Source organism: Pseudomonas sp. S3E17 (genome assembly GCF_024168685.1).
Taxonomy (GTDB): Bacteria; Pseudomonadota; Gammaproteobacteria; order Pseudomonadales; family Pseudomonadaceae; genus Aquipseudomonas; species Aquipseudomonas marginalis.
In genome coordinates this window covers 6,699,715-6,719,404 of sequence record NZ_JALJWE010000001.1, presented here as the reverse complement: position 1 = coordinate 6,719,404, position 19,690 = coordinate 6,699,715, and the positions used below count along the sequence as shown (strand labels likewise).

18 protein-coding genes are annotated in these 19,690 nt (G+C 59.5%); 7 read left to right on the top strand and 11 right to left on the bottom strand.

The window, feature by feature from the left end; genetic code table 11:
• Positions 1 to 8: 8 nt before the first annotated feature.
• The 5 genes from J3D60_RS30600 to sdhC form a co-directional block, all read right to left on the bottom strand.
• Positions 9 to 2,840, bottom strand: coding sequence for a 2-oxoglutarate dehydrogenase E1 component (locus tag J3D60_RS30600; protein WP_115488112.1), 2,832 nt, complete (start codon positions 2,838 to 2,840; stop codon positions 9 to 11).
• Between the two features lie 261 nt (positions 2,841 to 3,101).
• A complete protein-coding gene (locus J3D60_RS30595; RefSeq protein ID WP_003172807.1) occupies positions 3,102 to 3,806 on the bottom strand; it encodes a succinate dehydrogenase iron-sulfur subunit in 705 nt (234 codons plus the stop codon).
• Positions 3,807 to 3,817: 11 nt separating this feature from the next.
• Positions 3,818 to 5,590 carry a succinate dehydrogenase flavoprotein subunit gene (gene sdhA, locus J3D60_RS30590; protein WP_053255229.1) on the bottom strand — a complete coding sequence of 591 codons (1,773 nt, stop codon included), beginning with the start codon at positions 5,588 to 5,590 and terminating at the stop codon, positions 3,818 to 3,820.
• A gap of 3 nt (positions 5,591 to 5,593) precedes the next feature.
• A complete protein-coding gene (gene sdhD / locus J3D60_RS30585; RefSeq protein ID WP_003172805.1) occupies positions 5,594 to 5,962 on the bottom strand; it encodes a succinate dehydrogenase, hydrophobic membrane anchor protein in 369 nt (122 codons plus the stop codon).
• Positions 5,956 to 6,330: a succinate dehydrogenase, cytochrome b556 subunit gene (gene sdhC / locus J3D60_RS30580; protein WP_003172804.1), complete on the bottom strand. Its 375-nt coding sequence runs from the start codon at positions 6,328 to 6,330 to the stop codon at positions 5,956 to 5,958. Before sdhC ends, sdhD begins: the two co-directional genes overlap by 7 nt.
• Before the next feature lie 365 nt (positions 6,331 to 6,695).
• On the opposite strand from sdhC, the gene gltA reads away from it, so the two are divergent.
• Positions 6,696 to 7,985, top strand: coding sequence for a citrate synthase (gltA, locus tag J3D60_RS30575; protein WP_027607056.1), 1,290 nt, complete (start codon positions 6,696 to 6,698; stop codon positions 7,983 to 7,985).
• Positions 7,986 to 8,148: 163 nt separating this feature from the next.
• Here gltA and J3D60_RS30570 read toward each other — a convergent pair whose 3' ends face one another.
• From J3D60_RS30570 to J3D60_RS30560, 3 genes are all read right to left on the bottom strand, one after another.
• On the bottom strand, positions 8,149 to 9,807 hold the full coding sequence (locus J3D60_RS30570; protein WP_065939930.1) for a cation acetate symporter: 1,659 nt from the start codon (positions 9,805 to 9,807) through the stop codon (positions 8,149 to 8,151).
• On the bottom strand, positions 9,804 to 10,115 hold the full coding sequence (locus J3D60_RS30565) for a DUF485 domain-containing protein (RefSeq protein ID WP_027607054.1): 312 nt from the start codon (positions 10,113 to 10,115) through the stop codon (positions 9,804 to 9,806). Before J3D60_RS30565 ends, J3D60_RS30570 begins: the two co-directional genes overlap by 4 nt.
• Before the next feature lie 262 nt (positions 10,116 to 10,377).
• Positions 10,378 to 11,229 carry a glycine betaine ABC transporter substrate-binding protein gene (locus tag J3D60_RS30560; protein WP_027607053.1) on the bottom strand — a complete coding sequence of 284 codons (852 nt, stop codon included), beginning with the start codon at positions 11,227 to 11,229 and terminating at the stop codon, positions 10,378 to 10,380.
• 332 nt (positions 11,230 to 11,561) lie between these two features.
• Here J3D60_RS30560 and J3D60_RS30555 point away from each other — a divergent pair, with 332 nt between their 5' ends.
• A complete protein-coding gene (locus J3D60_RS30555) occupies positions 11,562 to 13,115 on the top strand; it encodes a glycosyl hydrolase family 17 protein (protein ID WP_253493843.1) in 1,554 nt (517 codons plus the stop codon).
• 35 nt (positions 13,116 to 13,150) lie between these two features.
• On the opposite strand, the gene J3D60_RS30550 is transcribed toward J3D60_RS30555, so the two are convergent.
• Positions 13,151 to 13,519, bottom strand: coding sequence for a hypothetical protein (locus J3D60_RS30550; protein WP_065924484.1), 369 nt, complete (start codon positions 13,517 to 13,519; stop codon positions 13,151 to 13,153).
• A gap of 236 nt (positions 13,520 to 13,755) precedes the next feature.
• On the opposite strand from J3D60_RS30550, the gene J3D60_RS30545 reads away from it, so the two are divergent.
• From J3D60_RS30545 to J3D60_RS30530, 4 genes are all read left to right on the top strand, one after another.
• Positions 13,756 to 15,054: a serine/threonine protein kinase gene (locus J3D60_RS30545; RefSeq protein WP_027607050.1), complete on the top strand. Its 1,299-nt coding sequence runs from the start codon at positions 13,756 to 13,758 to the stop codon at positions 15,052 to 15,054.
• On the top strand, positions 15,047 to 15,835 hold the full coding sequence (locus J3D60_RS30540) for a VacJ family lipoprotein (RefSeq protein ID WP_027607049.1): 789 nt from the start codon (positions 15,047 to 15,049) through the stop codon (positions 15,833 to 15,835). Before J3D60_RS30545 ends, J3D60_RS30540 begins: the two co-directional genes overlap by 8 nt.
• Positions 15,836 to 16,029: 194 nt before the next feature.
• On the top strand, positions 16,030 to 16,497 hold the full coding sequence (locus J3D60_RS30535) for a hypothetical protein (protein WP_253493842.1): 468 nt from the start codon (positions 16,030 to 16,032) through the stop codon (positions 16,495 to 16,497).
• Between the two features lie 211 nt (positions 16,498 to 16,708).
• Positions 16,709 to 17,212 carry a hypothetical protein gene (locus tag J3D60_RS30530; RefSeq protein WP_065939933.1) on the top strand — a complete coding sequence of 168 codons (504 nt, stop codon included), beginning with the start codon at positions 16,709 to 16,711 and terminating at the stop codon, positions 17,210 to 17,212.
• A gap of 72 nt (positions 17,213 to 17,284) precedes the next feature.
• On the opposite strand, the gene J3D60_RS30525 is transcribed toward J3D60_RS30530, so the two are convergent.
• The gene (locus J3D60_RS30525; RefSeq protein ID WP_253493841.1) at positions 17,285 to 18,199 is read right to left on the bottom strand and encodes a DUF808 domain-containing protein; all 915 of its coding nucleotides are present in this window, start codon (positions 18,197 to 18,199) and stop codon (positions 17,285 to 17,287) included.
• Between the two features lie 135 nt (positions 18,200 to 18,334).
• Between J3D60_RS30525 and J3D60_RS30520 the strand changes: the two genes are divergently transcribed.
• Complete coding sequence (locus J3D60_RS30520) at positions 18,335 to 18,940, top strand: TetR/AcrR family transcriptional regulator (protein WP_065939935.1); 606 nt, start codon at positions 18,335 to 18,337, stop codon at positions 18,938 to 18,940.
• Between the two features lie 114 nt (positions 18,941 to 19,054).
• Here the strand turns inward: J3D60_RS30520 and J3D60_RS30515 are convergent, their stop codons facing one another.
• On the bottom strand, positions 19,055 to 19,495 hold the full coding sequence (locus J3D60_RS30515; RefSeq protein WP_253493839.1) for a heme-binding protein: 441 nt from the start codon (positions 19,493 to 19,495) through the stop codon (positions 19,055 to 19,057).
• Positions 19,496 to 19,690 lie beyond the last annotated feature (195 nt).

Sequence of the window (19,690 nt, the reverse complement as noted above, 5' to 3'; positions counted from 1 at the left end):
CGAAGGCGTTAAACAGTGAAAGCATCTTGCAGCAGTTTTTCCTGCTGCTCGGCGTGCATCGACGCATAACCACACGCAGGTGCAGCGGAAGCATCACGGCCGGCGTACTCCAGGCCCAGGGCCTTGTTGTGGTTGCCGATGCTGCGACGCAAGTGATGCTGGCTGCTGTACCAAGCGCCCTGGTTCATCGGCTCTTCCTGGCACCACACCACGTTAGTGAGGTTGGTGTAAGGCGCGATGGCCTCCATCAGGTCGTCTTCCGGGAACGGATAAAGCTGCTCGATACGCACGATGGCGATGTCTTCGCGGCCTTCGGCACGGCGTTTTTCCAGCAGGTCGTAGTAGACCTTGCCGCTGCACAGCACCAGGCGAGTCACCTTGGCCGGATCCAGCGTGTCGATTTCTGGAATAACGGTCTGGAACGAGCCATCGGCCAGATCTTCCAGGGTCGAGATGGCCAGTTTGTGACGCAGCAGCGACTTCGGCGTCAGCACGACCAGCGGCTTGCGCAGCGGGCGGATTACCTGGCGACGCAGCAAGTGGTAGATCTGTGCCGGGGTGGTCGGCACGCATACCTGGATGTTGTGCTCGGCGCACAGTTGCAGGTAACGCTCCAGACGGGCCGAGGAGTGCTCAGGGCCCTGACCTTCATAGCCATGTGGCAGCAGCATGGTCAGACCGCACAGGCGACCCCACTTGTGCTCGCCGCTGGTGATGAACTGGTCGATAACCACTTGGGCGCCGTTGGCGAAGTCGCCGAACTGGGCTTCCCAGATCACCAGCGCGTTCGGCGTGGTGGTCGAGTAACCGTATTCGAACGCCAGTACGGCTTCTTCGGACAGGAACGAATCGTACAGGTCGAAACGTGGCTGGCCTTCGTAGAGGTGCTTCAGCGGAACGTAGGTGCCTGCGTCTTTCTGGTTGTGCAGAACCGCGTGACGGTGCGAGAACGTACCACGGCCGATGTCCTGGCCAGTCATGCGGATCGGGTGACCTTCGAACGCCAGGGTCGCGTACGCCATGGTTTCGGCGTAACCCCAGTTGATCGGCAGGCCGCCGGCTTGCATCTTCTGACGGTCTTCGTAGATCTTCGCAACCTGGCGCTGCACCACGAAGCCTTCCGGAATTTCCAGCAGCTTGGCGGACAGTTCCTGCAGGGTCTTCAGATCGAACGAGGTGTCGTGACGCGCCGTCCAGGTGTGACCCAGGTACGGACGCCAGTCAACGAACAGCTCTTTGTTCGGCTCCTTGACCAGGCTTTTTACGACATGCAGACCATTGTCCAGCGCGTTGCGGTATTCATCGATCTTCGCCTGAACACGTTCATCGTCAACGATACCGGCCTTGGTCAGGCTTTCGGCATACAGCTCACGGGTAGTGCGCTGCTTGGTGATCTGCTGGTACATCAACGGCTGGGTGCCGCTTGGTTCGTCGGCTTCGTTGTGACCGCGACGACGGTAGCAAACCAGGTCGATCACCACGTCACGCTTGAACTGCATGCGGTAGTCGACAGCCAGTTGGGTCACGAACAGCACGGCTTCCGGATCATCGCCATTCACATGGAGGATCGGCGCCTGGATCATCTTGGCAACGTCGGTGGCGTACTCGGTGGAACGCGCGTCCAACGGGTTGCTGATGGTGAAGCCCACCTGGTTGTTGATGACGATGTGAACGGTACCGCCGGTCTTGAAGCCGCGGGTCTGCGACATCTGGAAGGTTTCCAGGACCACGCCTTGACCGGCGAATGCCGCGTCACCGTGGATGGAAATCGGCAGGACCTTTTCACCGGTGGTGTCGTTACGACGATCCTGGCGAGCACGGACCGAACCCTCGACCACTGGAGAAACGATTTCCAGGTGGGATGGGTTGAAGGCCATGGCCAGGTGAACTTCACCGCCGGTGGTCATCACGTTGGACGAGAAGCCCTGGTGGTATTTAACGTCACCGGAACCCAGCTCGACCTTCTTCTTGCCTTCAAACTCGTCGAACAGCTCACGCGGGTTCTTGCCGAAGGTATTGACCAACACGTTCAGGCGACCACGGTGGGCCATGCCGATCACGATTTCCTTGGTGCCGTAGGAACCGGAACGCTGGATCAGTTCGTCGAGCATCGGGATCAGGCTTTCGCCGCCTTCCAGGCCGAAACGCTTGGTGCCCGGGTATTTGGTACCCAGGTATTTTTCCAGGCCCTCGGCTGCGGTCACGCGCTCAAGCAGGTGGCTGCGCACGTCGGCGGACAATACCGGACGGCCACGCACGCCTTCCAGGCGATGCTGGAACCAGTGGCGTTGCTCGGAATCGGTGATGTGCGTGAACTCAGCGCCGATGGTGCGGCAATATGTCTGCTGCAACGCTTCGTGAATTTCGCGTAGGCTCGCTTCCTCTTTGCCGATGAACAGGTCGCCGGCACGGAAGGTCGTATCAAGATCGGCATTGGTCAAGCCGTAATGATTGATCGACAGGTCTGCAGGTGCAGGACGCTGCCACAGCCCCAGCGGGTCAAGCTGGGCTGCCTGGTGGCCACGCATACGGTAGGCCTGGATCAGTCGCAGTACTTCAACTTGCTTCTTCTCGTGCTCACTGCTCACGCTGCCGGCGGAAACCGGTTGGGCGCGGCGCTGGTTCTTTGCCAGCAGCACGAACTGATCGCGAATTGTTGCGTGCGATACATCGGTGGCAGCGTTGCCGTCTGAAGACAACGTCTGAAATTTGGTGCGCCATTCTTCTGGCACAGCGTTAGGGTCGTGCAGGTAGAGCTCATAAAGCTCTTCCACATAGGCAGCGTTACCACCTGAAAGATAGCCGCTGTTCCACATGCGCTGCATCACGCTTTCTTGCATGCTTGGTCACCCTCGATTTGGGGACACCACCGGCGAAAACACCGAGTTTGCTTGCAAAAGGCCAAGTGCAGCGACCAAAACAAGCCACTTAGGATCACGCTGATAGTTCGGGTACCAACCCGAATGCCCCTGCTTGTCTCATTTCTTCAAAATAAGAGCTGCGGCTTTGTAAGTCGCTGCTCAAGTTAAAACTACGGCGCCGGTTGAAGCCTGCGCCGTAGCATTTACGGGCACAACGGTCCTGCTTTGTTACAACGTCAGTTACACACCGCTTTGCAGCAGCATGTTACGGATGTGACCAATGGCCTTAGTCGGGTTCAGGCCTTTAGGACATACGTTGACGCAGTTCATGATCCCGCGGCAGCGGAATACGCTGAACGGGTCATCCAGCGAAGCCAGGCGCTCGGACGTCTTGGTGTCGCGGCTGTCTGCCAGGAAGCGGTACGCTTGCAGCAGGGCAGCTGGACCCAGGAACTTGTCCGGGTTCCACCAGAAGGACGGGCACGAGGTCGAGCAGCAGGCGCACAGGATGCACTCGTACAGGCCATCGAGCTTTTCACGCTCTTCAGGGGACTGCAGACGCTCGATGGCCGGAGCCGGCGTGTCGTTCTGCAGGAACGGCTTAACTTTCTCGTATTGCTTGTAGAAGATGCTCATATCGACGACCAGGTCACGGATAACCGGCAAACCTGGCAGAGGACGAACGATCAGCTTGTTGCCTTTGACAACGGCGGACAGCGGCGTGATGCACGCCAGGCCGTTTTTGCCGTTGATGTTCATGCCGTCGGAACCGCACACACCTTCACGGCAAGAGCGACGATAGGAGAAACCTTCGTCCTGCTCTTTGATCAGTGCCAATACATCCAGCACCATCAGGTCTTTACCACCGGTATCGACCTGGAACTCCTGCATGAACGGCGCAGCGTCCTGATCAGGGTTGTAGCGATAAACACTGACTTTCAACATGGCAGCCACCCTTAGTAAGTCCGAATCTTCGGTTCAAACGTCGGAACCGTCTTCGGCGAGAAGTTCACGGCACGCTTGGTTACGCGCTTGTCACCCGGGAAGTACAGGGTGTGGCACAACCAGTTTTCGTCATCGCGATCTTCAAAGTCTTCACGAGCGTGGGCACCACGGGATTCCTTACGAACCTCGGCGGCGATCGCAGTCGCTTCAGCCACTTCCAGCAGGTTTTGCAGTTCAAGGGCTTCGATACGAGCGGTGTTGAACGCCTGGCTCTTATCGTTGATCTTGACGTTGGCGATGCGCTTGCGCAGATCGGCCAGCTGGGCAATCCCCTTCTGCATGTATTCGCCGGTACGGAATACACCGAAGTAGTTCTGCATGCAGTTTTGCAGCTCGCGACGCAGGGTTGCCACGTCTTCGCCATCAGTGCGCTCGTTCAGAGCGTTCAGGCGCGCCAGGGCGGCCTCGATGTTGGCGTCGGTGGCGTCATCGTATTCGATGCCGTCGGTCAGGGCTTTTTCCAGGTGCAGGCCAGCCGCGCGGCCGAATACCACCAGGTCGAGCAGCGAGTTGCCGCCCAGGCGGTTGGCACCGTGTACCGATACGCAAGCCACTTCGCCTACCGCGAACAGACCGTGGATGATCTCGTCCACGCCTTCGGCGTTCTGGGTGATCGCCTGGCCATGAATGTTGGTCGGAACACCGCCCATCATGTAGTGGCAGGTTGGAACCACCGGAACCGGAGCAACCACCGGGTCCACGTGGGCAAAGGTCTTGGACAGCTCACAGATACCCGGCAGGCGGCTGTGCAGCACTTCTTCACCCAGGTGATCGAGCTTCAGCAGTACGTGGTCGCCATTCGGGCCACAGCCGTTACCGGCGATGATTTCCTTGACCATCGAACGGGCAACGACGTCACGACCCGCCAGGTCTTTCGCGTTCGGAGCATACCGCTCCATGAAACGCTCGCCATGCTTGTTGATCAGGTAACCACCTTCACCACGGCAACCTTCGGTGACCAGTACACCGGCGCCGGCGATGCCGGTCGGGTGGAACTGCCACATTTCGATGTCCTGCACCGGCACGCCGGCACGCAGTGCCATGCCGACGCCGTCACCGGTGTTGATCAGGGCATTGGTGGTGGAAGCATAGATACGGCCTGCACCGCCGGTCGCCAGAACGGTAGCCTTGGCGCGGATGTAGGTGGTTTCACCGGTTTCGATGCAGATGGCGATCACGCCAACGAATGCACCGTCGGCGTTCTTCACCAGATCCACTGCGTAGTATTCGTTCAGGAACGTGGTGCCGGCTTTCAGGTTGCCCTGATAAAGCGTGTGCAGCAGCGCGTGACCGGTACGGTCGGATGCGGCGCAGGTACGGGCAGCCTGGCCGCCTTTACCGTAGTCCTTCGACTGGCCGCCGAATGGACGCTGGTAGATACGACCTTGCTCGGTACGGGAGAACGGCAGACCCATGTGGTCCAGCTCGAACACCGCGGCCGGGCCTTCTTGACACATGTATTCGATAGCGTCCTGGTCACCGATGTAGTCGGAACCCTTGACGGTATCGTACATGTGCCAGCGCCAGTCATCGTTCGGGTCGGCGGACGCGATGGCACAGGTGATGCCACCCTGGGCCGATACGGTGTGGGAGCGCGTCGGGAATACCTTGGTGATCACGGCAGTCTTGTGACCGCCCTGGGCCAGCTGCAGCGCTGCGCGCATGCCAGCACCGCCGCCACCAATAATGATGGCGTCGAAGGAAATAGTTGGAATGTTAGCCATGAATCAGATACCCCAAAGAATCTGCACACCCCAGACGAAGTAAGCGAACATCGCGACGCCGCATACTGCCTGGAAGAGGAAACGGACTGCGGTCGCGGACTTGCCCAGCGCCATCGGCGTCAGGTAGTCGGTCGCGATGGTCCACATGCCGACCCAGGCGTGAGCGCCCAGGGCTACAAGGGCCAGCAGGCTGAAGATTCGCATCGCATTGTGGGAAAACAGCCCGTGCCATTGCTCGTAGCCAATGCCCGGGTTTGCGACGAGGTATCCGATCAGGAAAATGAAATAAGCCGCGAGAACGACCGCAGACACACGCTGCGCCATCCAGTCATAGAGGCCCGAACGCGATAGGTTCGTAACGCTGGTTACCATATCCAAACTCCTGCCAGAACGATCAGCACCACGGAAATGGCGATGATGATTTTCGAGCCCAGGCGGCCGCCTTCCAGCGTCTCACCGATGCCCATGTCCATGATCAAGTGGCGCACACCGGCTACCAGGTGATACAGCAGAGCGGACAGGAGGCCCCATGCTACGAACTTGGCCAGCGGGCTGGTCAAGCATGCCTTCACCTCGGCGTATCCTTCCTCGGAACCCAGGGATTTGCTCAATGCATAAAGCATGATGCCCAAGCCCAGGAACAGGATGATGCCGGAAACACGGTGCAGGAACGACGTAACGCCGGTGATGGGGAGTTTGATGGTCCTTAGGTCTAGGTTTACAGGTCGTTGGCTATTCACGGCTTTTTTTCACACTGAAGAGCCCCTAACAATCAGGGCAAAGTTGTTGGGGAGTGCGACTGGTCAGGTAAGCACCACCCAGGGAGTGCGACCCCCAATGAAAGCAAGCCCAAAAGCCCTTGGCGGTCGGTGGCCGAGTATAGACAGTTAGGTTACTAATGACAACGCGCGCACCTCACCCTAATAGCGGATTGCGCTGGCGGGATAAAAGGCGTAAATGGCGGGCAATTTCGAGGAAAAAGTCCGGTTAAAGCCTTCTGGGGCAAGACTTTAGGCAAATTGACATCTGAATTTATCTCACTATAGTGGTGCGGGCCCTGCGTGGGGGGTCTGTCTGATGATTTGAAGCATAAATAGGAGGCCACATGGCTGACAAAAAAGCGCAGTTGATCATCGAGGGCGCAGCCCCCGTCGAGCTGCCCATTTTAACCGGCACCGTTGGTCCCGATGTTATCGACGTACGGGGCCTGACGGCCACGGGCCGTTTCACTTTCGACCCAGGCTTCATGTCGACCGCCTCTTGCGAGTCGAAGATCACCTATATCGACGGCGACAATGGCATCCTGCTGCACCGGGGCTACCCGATCGAGCAACTGGCGGAAAAATCGGACTATCTGGAAACCTGCTACCTGCTGCTAAATGGCGAATTGCCAACAGCCGAGCAAAAAGCCCAGTTTGTCAGCACCGTGAAGAACCACACCATGGTTCACGAGCAGTTGAAGACCTTCTTCAACGGCTTCCGTCGCGACGCCCACCCGATGGCCGTCATGTGCGGCGTGGTCGGCGCCCTGTCGGCCTTCTATCATGACTCCCTCGACATCAATAACCCGCAGCATCGCGAAATTTCCGCGATCCGCCTGGTTGCCAAGATGCCGACCCTGGCCGCAATGGTTTACAAGTACTCCATGGGCCAACCCATGATGTACCCGCGCAACGACCTGACGTACGCGGAAAACTTCCTGCACATGATGTTCAACACCCCGTGCGAGATCAAACCGATCAGCCCGGTGCTGGCCAAGGCAATGGACCGGATCTTCATCCTCCACGCCGACCACGAGCAAAACGCCTCCACCTCTACCGTGCGCCTGGCAGGTTCTTCGGGTGCCAACCCGTTCGCCTGTATCGCCGCCGGTATCGCCGCACTGTGGGGCCCTGCCCACGGCGGTGCGAACGAAGCCGTATTGACCATGCTCGATGAAATCGGCGATGTGTCCAACATCGACACGTTCATCGCCAAGGCCAAGGACAAGAACGATCCGTTCAAGTTGATGGGCTTCGGTCACCGGGTCTACAAGAACCGCGACCCGCGCGCCACCGTCATGAAGCAGACCTGCGACGAAGTGCTGAAGGAACTGGGCATCAACAACGATCCGCAACTCGAACTGGCCATGCGCCTGGAAGAGATCGCCCTGACCGACCCGTACTTCATCGAACGCTCGCTGTACCCGAACGTCGACTTCTACTCGGGGATCATCCTCAAGGCGATCGGCATTCCAACCAGCATGTTCACCGTGATCTTCGCCCTGGCGCGGACCGTGGGCTGGATCTCCCACTGGAAAGAAATGCTCTCCAGCCCGTACAAGATTGGCCGTCCACGCCAGCTGTACACCGGCTACGAGTCGCGTGACATTACCAAGCTGGAAGATCGCAAGTAAGCACCTTTCAGCAGAACCGAAAACGGCCTCCCTCAGTGGAGGCCGTTTTTATTTGTGGCGCGTGATCTACCGCCATCGGGGTCAGTAGCAGCCCCCCCATAAACACCAGACAAAAAAATGCCCCGGCCTTTCGACCGGGGCACTTCCTTATCCAGTTATAACCTTAGTGGTTAACCGCCCCACTCGCCCCCAGGCCAGTCTGCGAACGCACAAACTGCGGGAAGTACAGCGCGCGCTCTTTCTCTGCCGCCGCCGACTTGTCGGTGATGGAGAAGAACCAGATACCGATGAACGCAATGATCATCGAGAACAGCGCCGGGTATTCGTACGGGAAGATCGCCTTCTCGTGATGCAGGATCGAGACCCAGATGGTCGGACCCAGCACCATCAGGCCCACCGCACTGACCAGGCCCAACCAGCCGCCAATCATCGCGCCACGGGTGGTGAGGTTTTTCCAGTACATGGAAAGCAGCAACACCGGGAAGTTACAGCTGGCGGCAATCGAGAACGCCAGGCCGACCATGAACGCGATGTTCTGGCTTTCGAACAGGATGCCCAGGCCAATCGCCAGCACTGCCAGGGCGATGGTGGTGATCTTCGATACGCGAATCTCATCCTTCTCGTTGGCCTTGCCTTTCTTGATCACGCTGGCGTACAGGTCATGGGACACCGCCGAAGCACCGGCCAGGGTCAAACCGGCAACCACGGCCAGGATGGTGGCGAAGGCCACTGCCGAGATGAAGCCCAGGAAGATACTGCCACCCACCGCGTTAGCCAGGTGCACCGCCGCCATGTTGTTACCGCCCAGCAAGGCGCCTGCTGCATCCTTGAACGCCGGGTTGGTGCTGACCAGCAGGATCGCGCCGAAGCCGATGATAAAGGTCAGGATATAGAAGTAGCCGATGAAGCCCGTGGCATACAGCACGCTCTTACGCGCTTCCTTGGCGTCACTTACAGTGAAGAAGCGCATCAGGATGTGCGGCAGGCCGGCGGTACCGAACATCAGCGCCAGGCCCAGGGAGAACGCGGAGATCGGGTCTTTCACCAGGCCGCCGGGGCTCATGATCGCTTCACCTTTAGGGTGAACCTTGATCGCCTCGGAGAACAGCGTGTTGAAGTCGAAGTTGACGTGCTTCATCACCATCAGCGCCATGAATGAGGCACCCGACAGCAAGAGTACCGCCTTGATGATCTGCACCCAGGTGGTCGCCAGCATGCCGCCGAACAGCACATACAGGCACATCAGGATCCCGACCAGGATCACCGCCACATGGTAGTCGAGGCCGAACAGCAGCTGGATCAGCTTGCCCGCCCCCACCATTTGCGCGATCAGGTAGAACGCCACCACGACCAGGGAACCACAGGCCGACAGGCTGCGGATCTGGGTTTGCCCGAGGCGATAGGACGCCACGTCGGCAAAGGTGTACTTGCCCAGGTTACGCAGGCGCTCGGCGATCAGGAACAGAATGATCGGCCAGCCCACCAGGAAGCCGATCGAGTAGATCAGGCCGTCGTAGCCGGAGGTGAACACCAGTGCGGAAATTCCCAGGAAGGACGCGGCCGACATGTAGTCGCCGGCAATCGCCAGGCCGTTCTGGAAACCGGTGATCTTGCCGCCGGCCGCATAGTAGTCGGCCGCCGACTTGTTGCGCTTGGACGCCCAGTAGGTGATGCACAACGTCGCGCCGACAAAGGCCACGAACATCAGGATCGCTGCGATATTCAGCGGTTGTTTGTGCACTTCACCGGTCAATGCATCCGCCGCCCACACCGCAGGAGCGAAGACCGAAGCGCCGAATACTGCCAATAGACGACGGATCATTGCGCAGCCTCCTTGAGAATCGCATTGTTCAGGTCGTCGAATTCGCCGTTGGCGCGTCGCACATAGATGCCGGTGAGGACAAAGGCCGACACAATCAGCCCGACCCCGATGGGGATGCCCCAGGTGATGGATGAGCCGGGGCTGAGTTTAGCCCCCAGTACTTGTGGCCCGTAGGCGATCAACAGGATGAATCCGGAGTACAGCCCTAGCATGATCGCCGAGAGAATCCAGGCGAACCTTTCCCTTTTTCTTACCAGCTCCTTGAAACGCGGGCTGTTTTGAATCGAGAGGTAAATGCTGTCGTTCATTGTTTTTATCCTCGCAGCACAGCTTTTTTATTATTGGAACGTATCCACTGTATGCGGCTACGGAACAGGTTCCAGACGACCTTAGTATTAGACGGAGTGTAGCGAGGGATTGAGAGGGCGCAGAAACATTTGCGGGTGACGAAAATAATGTGGGAGGGGGCTTGCTCCCGATAGTGGTGAGCCAGTCAGATCATTGACGACTGACACACCGCAATCGGGGGCAAGCCCCCTCCCACAGGGGTTTTATCAAGGCATTGGGGGGTTATTTACCGGTCCACTCGGCTACGCGCTCAGGGTGCTTGGCAACCCAGTCCTTGGCCGCTGCATCAGGCTTGGCGCCTTCCTGGATAGCGAGCATGACTTCGCCGATCTCATCCTTGGAGGCCCACTGGAATTTCTTCAGGAAGGCCGCGACTTCCGGCGCTTTCTTCTCCAGGCCCTTGCTGCCGATGCTGTTGACGGTTTCAGCAGCACCATAAATCCCTTTTGGATCGTCCAGGAAACGCAGTTTCCACTTGGCGAACATCCAGTGTGGCACCCAGCCGGTGACCGCAATGGATTCCTGCTTGTCTTCGGCACGGGTCAGCTCGGCGATCATCGCCGCACCCGAACTGGCTTGCAGCTTGTAGTCGAGGCCGTACTGCTTGATGGCTTCGTCGGTCTTGAGCATCACGCCTGAACCGGCGTCGATGCCGACGATCTTGTTCTTGAAGGTGGTGTCGGTCTTGAGGTCTTCGATGGACTTGGCCTTGACGTACTCCGGCACGATCAAGCCGATCTTCGCATCCTTGAAGTTGGGGCCGTAGTCGACCACCTTGTCCTTGTTCTTGGTCCAATACTCGCCATGGGTTACCGGCAGCCAGGCGGAGAGCATGGCATCGAGCTTGCCGGTGGCCACGCCCTGCCACATGATCCCGGTGGCAACCGCTTGCAGTTTGACGTCATAACCGAGCTTTTCCCTGATCACCTCTGCCGCCACATGCGTGGTGGCAACGCTGTCGGACCAGCCATCTACATAACCGATGCTCAGGGTTTTGCTGTCGGCGCTGGCCAGTGTGGAGCTCATCGCAACTACCAGAGTGGCAGCTGCGCCCAAGAGTCGTCGCATCTTCATCGTACTTCCCCGAAAGTGCTGCGCCCGACGGATGTCGAGCGACGTCAACCTGTTGTTATGTGGTGCGCCGCGCCCCCTTCACGCGCATCGATCCGGCTGCTGCGACATCAGTGGAGTGCTGACACGTCGATCATCAACCTGCCGCAGCCTTCGACCTGCTCTGTCAGCGACCTCATGCAAGCAAGAAACGACATCACATCGCCAGTAGGACTTTTTGTAGGACTTAACCCCACGATCCCGCCCGAACTTTGCATGTCAAAATTATGCAGCCCCACTGGGATAGCGCAAATCCGGGTAAGATGCGCGCCTTTGCTCCCCCAGATAAGCCGACCATGCCCGCCACTGCCCGCTTCCCTGCCCTGCCCTATTGCTTCGCTTTGATCCTCGGCCTGCTGGCCCTTGTCGGCTACTGGTATGGCCTCGGCCGCCCGGTGGTGCTGCCAGATGTGGCCAGTGCCAGTCACAAGCTGCAATGCGCGTCGTACACACCGTTCGACAAAGACCAATCGCCCTTCGACCAACCGTTCACACTGCGCCCCGCGCGCATGGACGCCGACCTGGCCCTGCTGGCCACCCGCTTCGAGTGCATCCGCACCTACTCCATGACCGGCCTGGAAGCCTTGCCGGACCTGGCGCGCAAGCATGGGTTAAAGGTGATGGCGGGCGCCTGGGTCAGCAGCGACCCGGTCGCGACCGAAAAAGAAGTCGACCAACTGATCGCCTCGGCTAACGCCAACCCCGATGTGGTCACCTCGGTGATCGTCGGCAACGAAGCGCTGCTGCGCAAGGAAGTCACCGCCAAACAGCTGGTGGCGCTGATCCATAAGGTCAAAAGCCAGATCAAGCAGCCGGTCACCTACGCCGACGTCTGGGAGTTCTGGCTGCAGCACCCGGAAATCGCGCCGGCGGTGGACTTCCTGACTATCCACTTGCTGCCCTACTGGGAAGATGACCCCTCCGGTATCGACCAGGCCCTCAAGCATGTGGGCGATGTACGCCAGACCTTTGGCAACAAATTCGCGCCCAAGGACATATTGATCGGCGAGACGGGCTGGCCCAGCGAAGGCCGCCAACGCGAAACTGCGGTGCCGAGCCGGGTCAATGAGGCCAAGTTCATGCGCGGTTTCGTGGCCATGGCCGAAGCCAATGGCTGGCACTACAACCTGATCGAAGCGTTTGACCAACCGTGGAAGCGCGCCAGTGAAGGTGCCGTGGGCGGCTACTGGGGCCTGTTCGATGCCGACCGCCAGGACAAGGGCATCCTCGCCGGGCCGGTGACCAATGTGCCGCACTGGCCGCTGTGGCTGGGGGTCGGCGGAATTATCCTGCTGGGCACGCTGGTGCTCGGTGGTCGCGTCCGCAGCACGCGCGCCGCGATCGCCCTGCCCCTGCTGGGTGCAGTGGCTGCCTGCGCCATCGGCACCTGGGCCGAACTGACCCGCGTGACTGCGCGCTTCAACGATGAGTGGGCATGGGCCGGCTTACTCGTGGCGCTGAACCTGCTGGTGCTGGCCCACGCCGCACTGGCCCTGAGTGCCCGTGAAGGCTGGCGCGAACGGCTGTTCAACTGGCTGGAACAACGTGCCGGCTGGCTGGTGGCAATCGCCGGATTCGCGGGCGCCGTGATGATGCTGGCACTGGTGTTTGACCCACGCTACCGCAGCTTCCCGAGTGCGGCGCTGCTGCTGCCGGCGTTGGTGTATCTGGTTCGTCCGGTGGCCGGGCCACGCCGGGAGATTGCCTTGCTGACCTTTATCATCGGGGCCGGCATTGCGCCACAGCTGTACCGTGAAGGCCTGCTGAACCAGCAGGCGTGGGGTTGGGCGGTGGTCAGTGGGTTGATGGTTGTGGCTTTGTGGCGGTGCTTGCGGGTGCGCAAGGCGTAAGAGCGCCATCGGGGGCAAGCCCCCGATTGGCCTTATCAGGCGCGCCGCGACTGCCTGACCAACCGCAACCCCGCAATCACCACCGCAAACACCGCAAACGAGGTGTTGTACAACGCCAGGGCCGGCAGCCCGAACACCAGCCCCAGTACCGCCAAGCCCCATCCCGCACGGCCCGGCACGAAAAACGCCAGCACCGAGGTCACCAGCGCGGCCCAGCCCAGCACCTTGAAGTGAATCATCAAGCCCAGGTTCGAACGCACCTGGCATTCCCAGCGGCTGGCCTCGTCGGCACAGATGCCGACCCACTGGCCATCTTCCATAAAGCCGTAACGCGCGCCATAACTGGCAGCCAGCCATAACGGCAGGGCAATAAGCAGCAAAATCAACGGCAAGCGGCGGGACATGGAGCACTCCGATAGGCAAAAACGGCGCTCAGCTTAATGCGCCAGCGGCCGTTAGCAAGGTGCATACACACAATTAGTGTTCACTAATGCATGGCAAAGTGTATCGTCTCGCTACTATTACCCCGATTCAGACGTTATTTTCCGACTTTTCGTGCCGAGAGCTGGCACTTCGGTGGCAACGCGGTGGTCATAGCCTGCGAACTTCATTAAGCACGTTTCCTCTTAGGGATTAAGTCATGCTCCGTTCCTTGCGCTGTGCTGCCTTACTGGGCAGCCTTTTTTTGAGTGCGTCAGCACTGGCCGTCGATATCGACCAAGCCAGCTATGGCTACCCTTTGACCAACCCATTCGAAGCGACCATCGCCACCACACCGCCCGACCTTCGGCCGACATTGCCGACCGACGATGAGATCAACCAGTCCGACTACACCCTGAACATGCGCCCCGAGCGCGAGTTCAGCCTGCCGGACAATTTCTGGGCAGTGAAGAAGCTCACTTACCGCATCGCCAAGCAGGACCGCGCCGCGCCGCTGATCTTCCTGATCGCGGGCACCGGTGCGCGGTTTGACAGCAGCATCAACGAATACTTGAAAAAACTGTATTACCAGGCCGGCTACCATGTGGTGCAACTGTCGTCGCCCACCAGCTTCGACTTCATCGCCTCGGCTTCGCGCTTCGCCACCCCCGGCATCAGCCAGGAAGATGCCGAAGACATGTACCGCGTGATGCAGGCCGTGCGTGCCCAGAATGCCTCGCTGCCGGTGACCGACTTCTACCTCACCGGCTACAGCCTCGGCGCGCTGGATGCGGCGTTTGTCAGCAAGCTCGACGAGACCCGCCGCAGCTTCAACTTCAAGAAAGTGCTGCTGCTCAACCCGCCGGTCAACCTCTACACCTCGATCACCAACCTCGACAAGCTGGTACAGACCGAGGTCAAGGGCATCAACAACACCACCACCTTCTATGAACTGGTGTTGAACAAGCTGACCCGTTACTTCCAGCAAAAGGGCTACATCGACCTCAACGACGCCCTGCTCTACGACTTCCAGCAATCCAAGCAGCACCTGACCAACGAACAGATGGCCATGCTGATCGGCACCTCGTTCCGCTTCTCGGCGGCCGACATCGCCTTTACCTCGGACCTGATCAACCGCCGTGGCCTGATCATCCCGCCGAAGTACCCGATCAGCGAAGGCACCAGCCTCACGCCGTTCCTCAAGCGTGCGCTGCAATGCGACTTCGACTGCTACCTCACCGAACAGGTGATCCCGATGTGGCGCGCCCGCTCCGACGGCGGCAGCCTGTTGCAACTGGTTGACCAGGTCAGCCTGTACGCCCTCAAGGACTACCTGCATGCCAGCCCGAAAATCGCCGTCATGCACAACGCCGACGACGTGATCCTCGGCCCGGGCGACCTCGGCTTCCTGCGCAAGACCTTCGGCGATCGCTTGACCGTCTATCCCCTGGGCGGCCATTGCGGCAACCTCAATTACCGCGTCAACGCCGACGCCATGCTGGAGTTCTTCCGTGGCTAAATATCTTCTGCTGCTTGCCGCCCTGATGTGCGCAGGCGTTGCCAATGCCGACAACAGCAAAGCTCACGCGCCTGTGGTGATGGACTCCGACGGTTTCAAGGAGCCGCTGAGCAAACTCAAGTTCAACCCGGGCCTGGACCAGCGCGAATTCGAACGCTCGTCGGTCAACGCCCTCAACGTGTATGACCCGCTCGAATCGTGGAACCGCCGCGTGTACCACTTCAACTACCGCTTTGACCAATGGGTGTTCCTGCCGGTGGTCGACGGTTACCGCTACGTCACACCAAGCTTCCTGCGCACCGGCGTGAGCAACTTCTTCAACAACCTGGGCGACGTGCCCAACCTGTTGAACAGCTTGCTGCAGCTCAAAGGCCACCGCTCCCTGGAGACCACCGGGCGCCTGCTGCTCAACACCACCGTCGGCATCGCCGGCCTGTGGGACCCGGCGACCGCCATGGGCCTGCCGCGCCAGAGCGAAGACTTCGGCCAGACCCTGGGCTTCTACGGCGTTCCCGGCGGTGCCTACCTGGTACTGCCGATCTTTGGTCCGTCGAACCTGCGCGACACCGGCGGCCTGCTGGTGGACTACACCGCCGAGTCCCAGATCAACTTCCTCAATGTCTCCGAAGTCAGCTCCAACCACCCGGAAATCTGGGCCCTGCGTGCGGTGGACAAGCGCTACCAGACCAGCTTCCGCTACGGTCAGATGAACTCGCCGTTCGAGTATGAAAAGGTGCGGTATATCTATACAGAATCGCGCAAGTTGCAGATTGCCGAGTAAATAGCGCCGACCAAAAAGGCCATTCGAATGAATGGCCTTTTTTTGCGCGCAGTGGCGGGTAACAGCAGCATGACGAGAACCAGCCGCACAGCCACGCCACACAGTGTCCAGGCCCCCCCCCCCACAGACATGCCTGACAAACATCAGGCGGATGAGGCGGATACCCACCTTGAACTTTGAGTGGATATTTCAATATGACGCAATCTATTTCCTCCACCCCTTCTGCGAATAGCATTCCAGCAGCCGAACCGCAGGCATCGAAGAACGCTGGCACGGGTGCTCCCACAGGTGCTTATGGCAGGCCTGCCGGCGATCACCGCGGCGCAGAAAAAATCTTCAGCGACAATCCGGCGCTCAAAGACGTGCTCAAGCAGAACGGCCCGTTCTCCAACGACTTTCTTAACAAGCTCAAACAGCAGACCGGCGATTGGGGCCCTGCCAACGACAATCCTGAAGCCCGTGCGGATGCGGCCTATAACCTGTCGGAAGTGGTGAACCACATCGATGGTCGCGAAGGCCTCAAGCGGCAGGGTTCATCGCAACAAGGCGATCACGGCATGCAGGGCTTTGGCCAGTTCGGCAGTGTGTCCGCCGGTTCCGAAGCGCAGTTGCTCAAGGCTTTCAGCGAAAAAGGTTACAGCGCCTTGCAATACCCCTCCTGAAGCAAACGCGGCGGGCGTGCCTCTGAAGGGTACGCCTCGCGCCCGCAGACACCGATACTCACGAGCTCGGCGTAAACCGGTAATTTCCCCCACATGCAGACCACTAGATTTCCTAGGTCTACGGGAACCGTTTCATTCGGGAAAACCACTTAAGGCGCGAACCCACGGGTTCCCAATCAGACGCCTAATCATTGAAAAACGGAAAACCTTGATGGATGTAAGTAACTCCAGCGGCTCCAATCAATACAATACCGGATACGCCCAGGCAAACGGCCCGGCAGGCTCCCAGTCGTCGACAGGCCAGCAGGGGCAAGCCTCTATCAGTGCGCCTACCGGCAATACGGGCAGGGCACCTGGCGATCATCGCAGCGTCGACGCCATTACCAACAACCCGCTTTTTGCGAGCGCGCGCGAAGCGCTCAAGGATGACAAACTGACGGGGATCAAGTCTCAGACAGGCGATTGGGACGACATGAATGCATCGAACGATACTCGGGCCGACCGGGCCGCAAATGCCGAGCGCGTATTCCAATACGCCGATGCCAAGGGCGGCACCGAGTCGACACCCAATAACAACCAGATAGAAGGGACGCTTTACACCCGACCAATGACTGCAAGCGCCTCCTCTGACAGTAGCTATGACTACGTGAAAGGTTCAGAAGCAAACACGCTTTACAACTTCGAGCAGAATGGCTACAAGGCCTTCGCCCAGTAATCGGCAAGGTTGCAGGCAGCGGGCGTGACGACGCCCGCTGCGCTGATACACGTCGGTGGCCTGACTGAAATGTCAGGCCCTCGCCGTACGCCACAACCGACCGACCCCCGACACCACCACCAATACCGCCGCCCCGGCGACAATCCCCACACCCGCGTTCAACAGGGTCGGCATCAGCCACGCCACCCCACCGACACTCTGGCTCACCGTTTCCACCCAATGATGCACCACCGGCACACCATGGGTAAGGATGCCACCGCCGACCATGAACATCGCCGCCGTGCCGATCACCGACAGGCTCTTCATCATGTACGGTGCCGTGCGCAGGATGCCGCCACCGATACTGCGAGCCATCTGGCCAGGCTTCTGGGTAAGCCACAGGCCCAGGTCATCCAGCTTGACGATGCCAGCCACAAGCCCGTAGACGCCGATGGTCATGACGATGGCGATGCCCGACAGGACAACCACTTGCTGCATCAACGGCGCATCGGCCACGGTGCCGAGGGTGATGGCGATGATTTCCGCAGAGAGGATGAAGTCAGTCCGGATCGCGCCTTTGATCTTGTCCTTTTCAAAAGCCACCAGATCAGTAGCCGGGTTGGCCACCGCGTCAACCAGCTGCGTATGTTCGGCCTGGACTTCAGCCTTGCTGTGCAGGAATTTATGCGCGAGCTTCTCGAAGCCTTCGAAACACAGGTAAGCGCCGCCGAGCATCAACAACGGTGTCACGGCCCAGGGAGCGAAGGCGCTGATCAACAACGCGGTGGGCACCAGGATCAATTTGTTGATAAACGAGCCCTTGGCAACGGCCCATACCACCGGGATTTCCCGCTCGGCACGCACGCCGGAAACCTGCTGGGCGTTGAGCGCCAGGTCATCGCCCAGCACGCCGGCGGTTTTCTTGGCGGCCATCTTGGTCATCAGGGCGACATCGTCGAGGACGGTGGCGATGTCGTCGATCAACACCAGCAAACTGCTTCCTGCCATGAAACGCACTTCCGTAAGAGAAAAGATGACGCGAGCATAGCGCGGCGCAAGGCGTTGCGGACACATTGTTGAGGCTCGCGGATAGCCGGTGCTAACATGCCCGACCGCCTGCACTGGCAAGGAAAACCCTGGTTTATGAGCACCATTCGCGAGCGCAACAAAGAAAAGATCCTGCGGGCGGCGAGCGAGGAGTTTGCCGACAAGGGCTTCGCCGCGACCAAAACCAGCGACATCGCCGCCAAGGCCGGGCTGCCCAAGCCCAACGTCTATTACTACTTCAAGTCCAAGGACAACCTCTACCGCGAGGTGCTCGAAAGCATTATCGAGCCGATCCTGGCGGCGTCCACGCCGTTCAACCCCGAGGGAGAGCCTTCAGCGGTGCTGAGCAACTACATCCGCTCGAAAATCCGCATCTCCCGCGACCTGCCCTTCGCCTCCAAGGTGTTCGCCAGCGAAATCATGCATGGCGCACCGCATCTGAGTGCCGAGCAGGTCCAACAACTCAATGCCCAGGCCAAGCACAATATCGACTGCATCCAGAGCTGGGTGGATCGCGGGTTGATCGCGGCTATCGACCCTCATCACCTGATGTTCAGCATCTGGGCGGCGACGCAGACCTATGCGGATTTCGACTGGCAGATTTCCGCGGTGACCGGCAAGGCCAAGCTGGATGAGGCCGATTATGAAGCGGCGGCGCAGACGATTATTCGGTTGGTGCTCAAGGGCTGTGCGCCGGACTGATGCACCGAGGTGCCTGTGCCAATCGGGGGCAAGCCCCTTCCCACAGATTGAACTGTGAACACGCTCAAAACTGTGGGGCTTGCTCCCGATGAGGCCCTTACAGTCACACACGACTCAAGCTGACACCCCCGCATCCGCCCTCAACCCCAGCCCCTCGATCGCCGTGATCGCACACTGCTCATCAATATCCGACGTATCCCCGCTGATCCCGATCGCCCCCAGTACCGCCCCCGCCTGATCCCGAATCAACACCCCACCCGGCGCCGGCACCACGCTACCCTGCCCCAGGCTGTTCAACGCCGCGATAAACGCCGGCCGTTGCTGTGCGTCCAGTGCCAGCAGGCGCGAGCCCTTGCCCAGCGCAATCGCGCCCCAGGCCTTGCCGATGGCGATCTGCGGGCGCAGCAGGCTGGCGCCGTCTTCGCGCTGCAGGGTGATCAAGTGGCCGCCGCTGTCGAGGACCGCGATGGTCAGCGGCGCGGCTGAAATCGTGCGGCCGGCGCTGAGGGCCTGGCTGGCCAGTTGGGTGGCAATCTTCAAGGTTAAAGCGCTCATGGTGCCGTCCTTCTTTTGTTATTGGGAAAGCGGTGGAGGTCTGTTTGATCAGATGACCGATCAAACAAATAGAACACAATGACATTTATTTTTGTATACAATATTTTCAAACAAAGGCTCCATACGTCGAAAAAAGCGGTTCCGACGAACGCAAAGGCCAACCAATAAAATGGATTGACCTGCGCCGCCCGCCGT

Excerpts from the sequence above, each read along its gene's own strand:
- J3D60_RS30600 (WP_115488112.1), bottom strand. The coding sequence starts at position 2,840 with ATGCAAGAAAGCGTGATGCAGCGCATGTGGAACAGCGGCTATCTTTCA.
- J3D60_RS30595 (WP_003172807.1), bottom strand. The coding sequence starts at position 3,806 with ATGTTGAAAGTCAGTGTTTATCGCTACAACCCTGATCAGGACGCTGCG.
- sdhA (WP_053255229.1), bottom strand. The coding sequence starts at position 5,590 with ATGGCTAACATTCCAACTATTTCCTTCGACGCCATCATTATTGGTGGC.
- sdhD (WP_003172805.1), bottom strand. The coding sequence starts at position 5,962 with ATGGTAACCAGCGTTACGAACCTATCGCGTTCGGGCCTCTATGACTGG.
- gltA (WP_027607056.1), top strand. The coding sequence starts at position 6,696 with ATGGCTGACAAAAAAGCGCAGTTGATCATCGAGGGCGCAGCCCCCGTC.
- J3D60_RS30570 (WP_065939930.1), bottom strand. The coding sequence starts at position 9,807 with ATGATCCGTCGTCTATTGGCAGTATTCGGCGCTTCGGTCTTCGCTCCT.
- J3D60_RS30565 (WP_027607054.1), bottom strand. The coding sequence starts at position 10,115 with ATGAACGACAGCATTTACCTCTCGATTCAAAACAGCCCGCGTTTCAAG.
- J3D60_RS30560 (WP_027607053.1), bottom strand. The coding sequence starts at position 11,229 with ATGAAGATGCGACGACTCTTGGGCGCAGCTGCCACTCTGGTAGTTGCG.
- J3D60_RS30555 (WP_253493843.1), top strand. The coding sequence starts at position 11,562 with ATGCCCGCCACTGCCCGCTTCCCTGCCCTGCCCTATTGCTTCGCTTTG.
- J3D60_RS30550 (WP_065924484.1), bottom strand. The coding sequence starts at position 13,519 with ATGTCCCGCCGCTTGCCGTTGATTTTGCTGCTTATTGCCCTGCCGTTA.
- J3D60_RS30545 (WP_027607050.1), top strand. The coding sequence starts at position 13,756 with ATGCTCCGTTCCTTGCGCTGTGCTGCCTTACTGGGCAGCCTTTTTTTG.
- J3D60_RS30535 (WP_253493842.1), top strand. The coding sequence starts at position 16,030 with ATGACGCAATCTATTTCCTCCACCCCTTCTGCGAATAGCATTCCAGCA.
- J3D60_RS30530 (WP_065939933.1), top strand. The coding sequence starts at position 16,709 with ATGGATGTAAGTAACTCCAGCGGCTCCAATCAATACAATACCGGATAC.
- J3D60_RS30525 (WP_253493841.1), bottom strand. The coding sequence starts at position 18,199 with ATGGCAGGAAGCAGTTTGCTGGTGTTGATCGACGACATCGCCACCGTC.
- J3D60_RS30520 (WP_065939935.1), top strand. The coding sequence starts at position 18,335 with ATGAGCACCATTCGCGAGCGCAACAAAGAAAAGATCCTGCGGGCGGCG.
- J3D60_RS30515 (WP_253493839.1), bottom strand. The coding sequence starts at position 19,495 with ATGAGCGCTTTAACCTTGAAGATTGCCACCCAACTGGCCAGCCAGGCC.